This window comes from uncultured Gilvimarinus sp., assembly GCF_963975215.1.
Taxonomy (GTDB): Bacteria; Pseudomonadota; Gammaproteobacteria; order Pseudomonadales; family Cellvibrionaceae; genus Gilvimarinus.
The window spans coordinates 1-7275 of the sequence record NZ_CAXBFW010000049.1; the positions used below are offsets into that span (position 1 = coordinate 1).

Genomic DNA, 7275 nt, shown 5'->3' on the forward strand with positions numbered 1-7275 from the left:
CCGATGGTAGTGTGGGGTTTCCCCATGTGAGAGTAGGTCATCGTCAAGCTTCTAAATAAACAACCCCATCCGGGCCTCCGGGTGGGGTTTTTTATTTAGAATACGTTGAGCTTCTCTCCCTACCTAGCACGAAGTGCCATGTGAAAGCCTCTGTTCCGCAGGAACGAGTGCTAGGGCGCGAACGCGTCGCGCAGCGATTACGAGCGCTGCTCGTAACCCAGTGTAGGTCATCGTCAAGCTTCTAATCTAAAATACCCCGAATCAGCAATGGTTCGGGGTATTTTTTTCTGTGGCCCGCATAACACCGCAGTGCTTGTCGATGACCAACTCTCACACGGGCAAAGCCCCGCTCTTTAAGTGTGGGGTTTGACTCGGGCCATCCGTGGCCCTCGCCCTTCGGGTAGCCTCCGGCTATCTAAAGCGGCACTCCATGCCGTTTTGTCCCCACGTGAGAGTAGGTCATCGTCAAGCTTCTAAATAAACAACCCCATCCGGGAATCACTCGCCCGTCCATGGGCTCGGCCTTTGGCCAGCTAGCGCTGTGCTAATCGGCTCCTGGCCGATTAGTCCGGGTGGGGTTTTTTATTTAGAATACGTTGAGCTTCTCTCCCTACCTAGCACGAAGTGCCATGTGAAAGCCTCTGTTCCGCAGGAACGAGTGCTAGGGCGCGAATGCGTCGCGCAGCGATTACGAGCACCGCTCGTAACCCAGTGTAGGTCATCTGCCAATCGATTCGCACTTGCTTTCTTACTCGTTAATCAATGTTGGGCTCGGCCTTCGGCCAGCTAGCGCTGTGCTAATCGGCTCCTGGCCGATTAGTCCGGGTGGTTTTTTTTATTTTGAATACGATGAAAAACTGTCCCGATCTAGCACGCAGTGCCATGTCATTCAGCACATCCCTGTGCTTCACCCTACGGGCAGGGCAGCTGTGCAAAATGTCAGGTCCAGCCGCTTCTTTTATGTGGCCACTCCATCGGTACCATTTTTGACCTCCGACCTCCGACCTCCGACCTCCGACCTCCGACCTCCGACCTCGCTCCCACATAAAATACTTTATTGCGTAGCATTCCGTTAGTCGCACCCCGTGAATTACTTTTAATCTTGGTTTAGCTTGGTATAGTCAAAGGTACTAGCACGCGATACCCACTTTTATGCAGTAGAGAGTCCATGGAAATTAAAGACACAAGTAATCTCGCCTTGTTTTTAGACTTCGACGGTACATTGGTAGATTTTGCCGCTACTCCAGAGGGGGTGGTGGTTTCCAGTGAGTTGCGTGACGTTTTAGCACAGTTGGCACTGCGTCTTAATGGTGCGTTAGCGTTAGTGTCCGGGCGCTCGATTGAGTCTTTAGGCGGGTTGATCAATTTACCCCTGAGTATGGCGGGTAGTCATGGTGCCGAGTGGCGTTATGGCGATGGGCCGGTTAGCAACACGGAGCTGGGCAATCAAAGCTTTAGGGAGATACGCTCGTTATTGCTAAGCTTTGCCGAAAAAAACCACCTTATTGCCGAAGATAAAGGCCATGCTGTAGCGTTGCACTACCGCAAAAACCCCGCCAAACAACCCGAGATAGAGGCCTATATTGCAACGCAATTGGCGCTGGATGATAGCGATCAGGTGCGAGTGATAAGGGGCAATTGCGTGTACGAAATCCAGCCTGTTGGGGTGGATAAAGGCGTCGCGATTGCACGATTTATGAGCACACCTCCTTTTAGTGGGCGTCAGCCCGTCTATATTGGAGATGATACGACAGACGAAGATGGTTTTGCCTGGGTGAACGCTCAGGGAGGGGTTTCCATCAAGGTGGGAGAAGGGCCAAGCTGTGCAAACGTTCGACTTTCCGATACTGGCGAGGTTCTTGCATTTTTGCAGTTACAGCTGGATAAGTTGAGGCAACTAGATGACAGAACGAAACTTGGAATTGGCGCTAATCGGTAACTGCGTCATTGGGGCATTAGTCGATAAAAAAGCAGAAATAGTTTGGAATTGTTTACCTCGGTTTGATGGCGAGCCAGTATTTAGCTCGCTGTTAAAAACCGACGACCCAGAAACCATTATGGGTACTTACGCTATCGACTTAGAAAACTTTAGTCATAGCGAACAACACTACGAAAAAAACACCGCTATTTTGGTAACGACCTTATACGACGCCAACGGCAATGGTGTAACGGTAACCGACTTCGTACCGCGTTTTATGCAGTATGGCCGTATGTTTAGGCCGATGATGCTCTCGCGCAAACTCAAGCCCATTGGCTCCCCTAAAATCCGCATTCGCCTGCGGCCCGCTTGTGACGATGGCTCTCAGGGCTACCGCAAGATTCAGGGCAGTAACCATATTCGCTATTTAGGGTGTGATATGGCGCTGCGCCTAACAACCGGGGTGTCGGTTACAGCCATTATGGATGAAACCTGGTTTATTTTAGATGGCGAACACTACCTTGTGTTTGGTGATGACCAGTCGATAACCGAGCCCATTAAGCAGTTAACTGAGCGCTTTTTGGTAGAGACGGAGTCCTACTGGCTCGAGTGGTCACGCTATCTGGCCATACCGTTTGAGTGGCAAGATGCCGTTATCAGAGCCGCAATTACGTTAAAACTTAGCGCCTACGAAGACACCGGCGCCATCATTGCGGCCATGACAACATCGCTGCCTGAAGCCAGCCACTCCGAGCGCAACTGGGACTACCGTTTTTGCTGGCTGCGCGATAGCTACTTTACGGTACACGCGCTAAATCGCTTAGGTGCCACTCGCACCATGGAGCAGTATTTACAATATCTTGTAAATATCGTGGCCGGAATGAGCGAAGAGCACCTGCAACCCGTGTTTTGTATTAATGGTACCAAGCAAATGCCAGAGCGAATTGCTCACAGTTTGCCTGGGTATCGCGGTATGGGCCCGGTGCGGGTCGGCAACCAAGCAGCTGAGCAAATTCAGCACGATGTGTACGGGGCGATTGTGCTCTCGGCCACGCAAATGTTTTTTGATGAGCGCATCCGCCGCCCCGGCAGCAAAGAGTTATTTGAGCTGCTAGAAACCATGGGCGAAAAAGCCTACACCTACTACAACCAGCCCGACGCCGGTTTGTGGGAGTTGCGCGGTAGCAAGCACGTGCACACTTTTTCTAGCATGATGTGTTGGGCCGCTACCGACCGGCTGGCCAAAATAGCACGTAAGCTTGAACTGTCGGAGCGTTACGAATACTGGAAAAAGGCCTCTGACACCATTCGTGATGCTATTGAGGAAAACGGCTTTAACAAAGCGCTTAACGCTTACACCGCCACGTGGGGCGGTGACACCATGGATGCCAGCCTGCTGCTGGCGTGTGAGCTGGGCTATATCGACGGGCGCGATTCGCGCTTTACCGGCACCATCGCCGAGATCGAGAAGAAGCTGATGCCCAGTGGCAGCCGCTATTTGTTTCGCTATGTCGTCGAAGACGACTTTGGCACCCCGGAAAACGCCTTTACGATTTGCTCGTTCTGGTACATTGATGCGCTGGCCTCTGCGGGGCGTACAGAAGAGGCCCGCGACTTGTTTGAAGATTTACTCTCCAAGCGCAACCACTTAGGGCTGCTGTCCGAGGATTTGGATCCAGAGACGGGCGAGCTGTGGGGTAACTTCCCGCAAACCTATTCAATGGTGGGCATTATTAACAGCGCGCGCATCTTAAGTAAAAAATGGGAGACTGAGCTATGAGTCGATTAATTGTAGTGTCTAATCGTGTTGCCAAAAGCGATGGCGCTAGCAAAGGCTCTGAAGGCGGTTTGGCTGTTGGTGTGATGGCCGCAATGGAGAAAGAAGGCGGTGTATGGTTTGGTTGGAGCGGCAAAATAGAAAACCGTAACGATGCCCCCAAAACGGAAAAGCGCGGCAAAATCGAGTACGTGACGGTCAACCTGCGCCAATCCGAATACAATCAATACTACAAAGGCTACGCCAATAGCGTCCTCTGGCCGCTGTTTCATCAGCGCCCAGAGTTAATGCGCTACAGCGATACGGATTTATCGGGCTATCTTAAGGCCAACCAAAAATTCGCCGATGAGTTGTTAAAAATTATTCAGCCCGGCGACACCATTTGGGTGCACGATTACCACCTAATCCCCCTGGGTAAAATGCTGCGTGATGCGGGTATTAAAAACCCGATTGGCTTCTTTTTGCACACGCCATTTCCATCGCTGGACTTACTGCGCACTGTGCCTGGGTACGACAAAATCTTAAAAGGGCTAATGCACTACGATTTGGTAGGCTTTCAAACCGAGGGCGACCACATGGGCTTTTGTATGGGCATCGCCCAGGGCCTGGGTGGTGAGATCCTTAAAAATGACAAACTGCGACTGGGCAATTTACACTGCACCGCCCGAGTCTACCCCATTAGCGTAGAAACCTCGGCACTCCATGGTGCCGCCCATGCCGGCATGCAAACGGATGAGTATCGCCGCCTGTTCAAAAGCCTGGGTGATCGCAGCCTGGTTATCGGGGTGGATCGCCTCGATTACTCCAAAGGTTTGGTGCAGAGGTTTCAGGCCTACGATAAGCTGCTGGGGCACTACCAAGAGTTTTTGCGCAAAGTCGTCTACCTGCAAATATCGCCCACCTCGCGCGGCGACGTGCAAGCCTACGGTGACCTTGCCAAACGTATTGACCGCGAAGCCGGCCATATTATCGGCACCTACGCCGACTTTGATTGGATGCCCCTGCGCTACTTAAACCGCGGGTTTCGCCGGCGTACTATTTTGGCCATGTACAACTTAGCGCATGTGGGTTTAGTAACGCCCTTAAAAGACGGCATGAACCTGGTGGCAAAAGAATACGTGGCGGCGCAAAACCCAGAGGACCCGGGCGTACTGGTGTTGTCCGAGCTGGCCGGTGCGGCCGACGAGCTAGACGCCGCCGTTGTGGTAAACCCCTACGATGTGAGCGCTATTACCGGCGGTTTGGCCAAGGCGCTAAACATGCCGCTGGACGAGCGAATCGACCGCTGGCGAAAAATGATGGACGTGCTGGAGGCACACGACATCCACGCCTGGCAGAGCCAGTTTCTGGGTGATTTAAAGCAAGTTACCGGCCCCAAGCTCGTTACCTCCAATAGCGCCTCGTAGCGCTAAGGTAAACAGCTGACGCCCACCCCGATCTGGGTGGGCGTTTTTTTACTCGATTATTTACCCCGCTAAAGGTTACCGCCAATCCTCATCGGGGCGAGAGCCCAACGTCTCTAAGGCGCACCTGCGACAATACGCCGCAGCTACCAGTTTGGCGGCTAGGCCGTATAATGCCTTTATGGCAACTTCTTATCTAACATTAAAAGCCCCGTCCGAGCATTACCGGCAAATTATTGTCATGCGCTCTATGGTAATTTTTACGCTCGCGATTACCGCCTCCTTGGCAAGCCGGTTTGGGATGGCGCACTTACCGTTAACCCCCATTCTTGTCGCCTTGCTGTTACTCACGGTGGCCAATGGCTTGTCGATACTGCGCTTGCGGCACCCCAAAAGCGTTACGGCGACAGAGCTTACCGCACAGCTTTTTATCGATATTATCGCAGTGGCCGCAATCGCTTATTTTACCGGCGGCGCCACCAACCCATTTTTAAGTTACCTACTGGTGCCCGTATGTATCGCGGCGGCAACATTGCCCTCTAAACATGCCTGGGCGGTCAGCGCGGTGGGGATTATTTTGTATGGCTTGCTGCTGCGTTGGTATGTGCCGTTGCAGTGGCTGGCACCGCCCGGTGGCGGGCACGCTCATCACACAAGCGGCCCCAATTGGCACGTGCTGGGTATGTGGCTTAACTTTGCCTTAAGCGCCATCCTTATTAGCTTTTTTGTGGTGCGTATGGCAAGTGCTGTTCGCGTGCAACAAGATGAACTTAACCGCCGCCGCGAGGAAGATTTAAGAGACGAGCAATTGCTGGCCGTAGCGACACAGGCCGCGGGCACGGCGCACGAGCTGGGCACCCCGCTCAGCACCATGAAAGTCTTGCTGGCTGATTTGCGCCAGGATGCCCAAGCCCGTACCGCTTTTGGTGACGATTTAGACGAGCTGTACCGACAGGTAAACCACTGCGCCGATATTTTAACCAGCCTGCGGGCGCGCTCGGATTTAAGCCGGCTGCATGAGCCTGCCGCGCTACCGGCGCGGGAGTACTGCCGCACGCTGCTTGATCACTGGCAACTACTGCGGCCAGAGTCGCGCTCTGAGATCCACATAAGCGATACGCTAACCGAGCAGCAGGTGCGGTTTCATGCAACCATTGAGCAAGCCATTATCAATGTACTGAATAACGCCGCCGACGCCAGCCCCGATCACCTAAGCATTAATGTATCGAGCAACGCCGACCATTTGGTGTGGCAGGTTAATGATCGCGGCGAGGGGCTGCCCGAGGCTGCGCTGCGCGCTTTAGGCAAAACATTTTTTTCCAGCAAGCCCGACGGCATGGGGCTGGGGCTGTTTTTAACCCACGCCAGTATTCAACGCTTTGGCGGTACCGTAACCCTGGCCCCGCGCCCCGAGGGCGGCACCACCACCACCATCAAACTACCGCTGGACGCTTAGCATGAGTGACGTCGCTAACTTTTTAATTGTCGATGACGACCCGGTTTTTTCCGGCACTCTGCAGCGCTCGCTTGCTCGTCGCGGCTATCGTGCCGATACAGCCCACAGCGCCGCCGTCGCCAATCAAAACGCGCAAGAGCGGCCATATCAATACGCCGTTGTCGATTTAAAAATTGCCAACGACTCTGGCCTTGATGTTATTGAAGCCTTGATAAAGCATCAGCCAAACATAGTTATGATAGTGCTAACGGGTTATTCCAGCATCGCCACCGCGGTACAGGCCATCAAACTCGGGGCAAAAAATTATTTATGTAAACCCGCCGACACCGATGAAATACTCGGCGCCCTGGGGATTAACGAAACCAGCGAACCGAGCATTCCCGAGCGCCCACCCTCGGTCGACCGGCTCGCGTGGGAGCATATCCAAAAAGTCCTGCAAGAAAACGACGGTAATATCTCCGCCACCGCCCGTTCATTAGGCATGCACCGGCGCACACTGCAGCGCAAGCTGACCAAGCGCCCGGTAAAAGATTAACATTTTAAAGCAGTCGGGCTGGCTGCACTGCCGTCGTTGTCGGCTACAGTGGAGTCCCGCGCCTTCCTCCTCGTCATTCCCGGCCGGGAATCTAGTGTCTTCGGCTGTGGCACGTTGCCGATACAGGCGTGCCGTTTGTTCAAAGTCACTGGGCCCCCGATCGCCGCTTCGCTCTGTCGGGGGCGA

At 53.6% G+C, this 7275-nt stretch carries 5 protein-coding genes; all 5 read left to right on the forward strand.

Annotation, left to right across the window (positions count from 1 at the left end; genetic code table 11):
* Positions 1 to 1168: 1168 nt before the first annotated feature.
* The 5 genes from otsB to AAC019_RS16950 all read left to right on the forward strand — a co-directional run bounded on the left by otsB (position 1169) and on the right by AAC019_RS16950 (position 7089).
* Positions 1169 to 1939, forward strand: coding sequence for a trehalose-phosphatase (gene otsB, locus AAC019_RS16930; protein WP_339900490.1), 771 nt, complete (start codon positions 1169 to 1171; stop codon positions 1937 to 1939).
* Entirely contained in the window at positions 1902 to 3698 is a 1797-nt protein-coding gene (locus AAC019_RS16935; protein ID WP_339900491.1) for a glycoside hydrolase family 15 protein, read from the forward strand. Before otsB ends, AAC019_RS16935 begins: the two co-directional genes overlap by 38 nt.
* Positions 3695 to 5101 (forward strand): trehalose-6-phosphate synthase, encoded by a 1407-nt coding sequence (locus AAC019_RS16940; protein ID WP_339900492.1) that lies wholly within the window; start codon positions 3695 to 3697, stop codon positions 5099 to 5101. The genes AAC019_RS16935 and AAC019_RS16940 overlap by 4 nt, the downstream gene beginning before the upstream one ends.
* A 178-nt stretch (positions 5102 to 5279) precedes the next feature.
* The gene (locus AAC019_RS16945) at positions 5280 to 6554 is read left to right on the forward strand and encodes an ATP-binding protein (protein WP_339900493.1); all 1275 of its coding nucleotides are present in this window, start codon (positions 5280 to 5282) and stop codon (positions 6552 to 6554) included.
* 1 nt (position 6555) lies between these two features.
* On the forward strand, positions 6556 to 7089 hold the full coding sequence (locus tag AAC019_RS16950; protein WP_339900494.1) for a response regulator transcription factor: 534 nt from the start codon (positions 6556 to 6558) through the stop codon (positions 7087 to 7089).
* The last annotated feature ends 186 nt before the right edge of the window (positions 7090 to 7275 follow it).

What these genes read in the sequence shown, in the direction of transcription:
- otsB (WP_339900490.1), top strand. Translation starts at nt 1,169, where the DNA reads ATGGAAATTAAAGACACAAGTAATCTCGCCTTGTTTTTAGACTTCGAC.
- AAC019_RS16935 (WP_339900491.1), top strand. Translation starts at nt 1,902, where the DNA reads ATGACAGAACGAAACTTGGAATTGGCGCTAATCGGTAACTGCGTCATT.
- AAC019_RS16950 (WP_339900494.1), top strand. Translation starts at nt 6,556, where the DNA reads ATGAGTGACGTCGCTAACTTTTTAATTGTCGATGACGACCCGGTTTTT.
- AAC019_RS16945 (WP_339900493.1), top strand. Translation starts at nt 5,280, where the DNA reads ATGGCAACTTCTTATCTAACATTAAAAGCCCCGTCCGAGCATTACCGG.
- AAC019_RS16940 (WP_339900492.1), top strand. Translation starts at nt 3,695, where the DNA reads ATGAGTCGATTAATTGTAGTGTCTAATCGTGTTGCCAAAAGCGATGGC.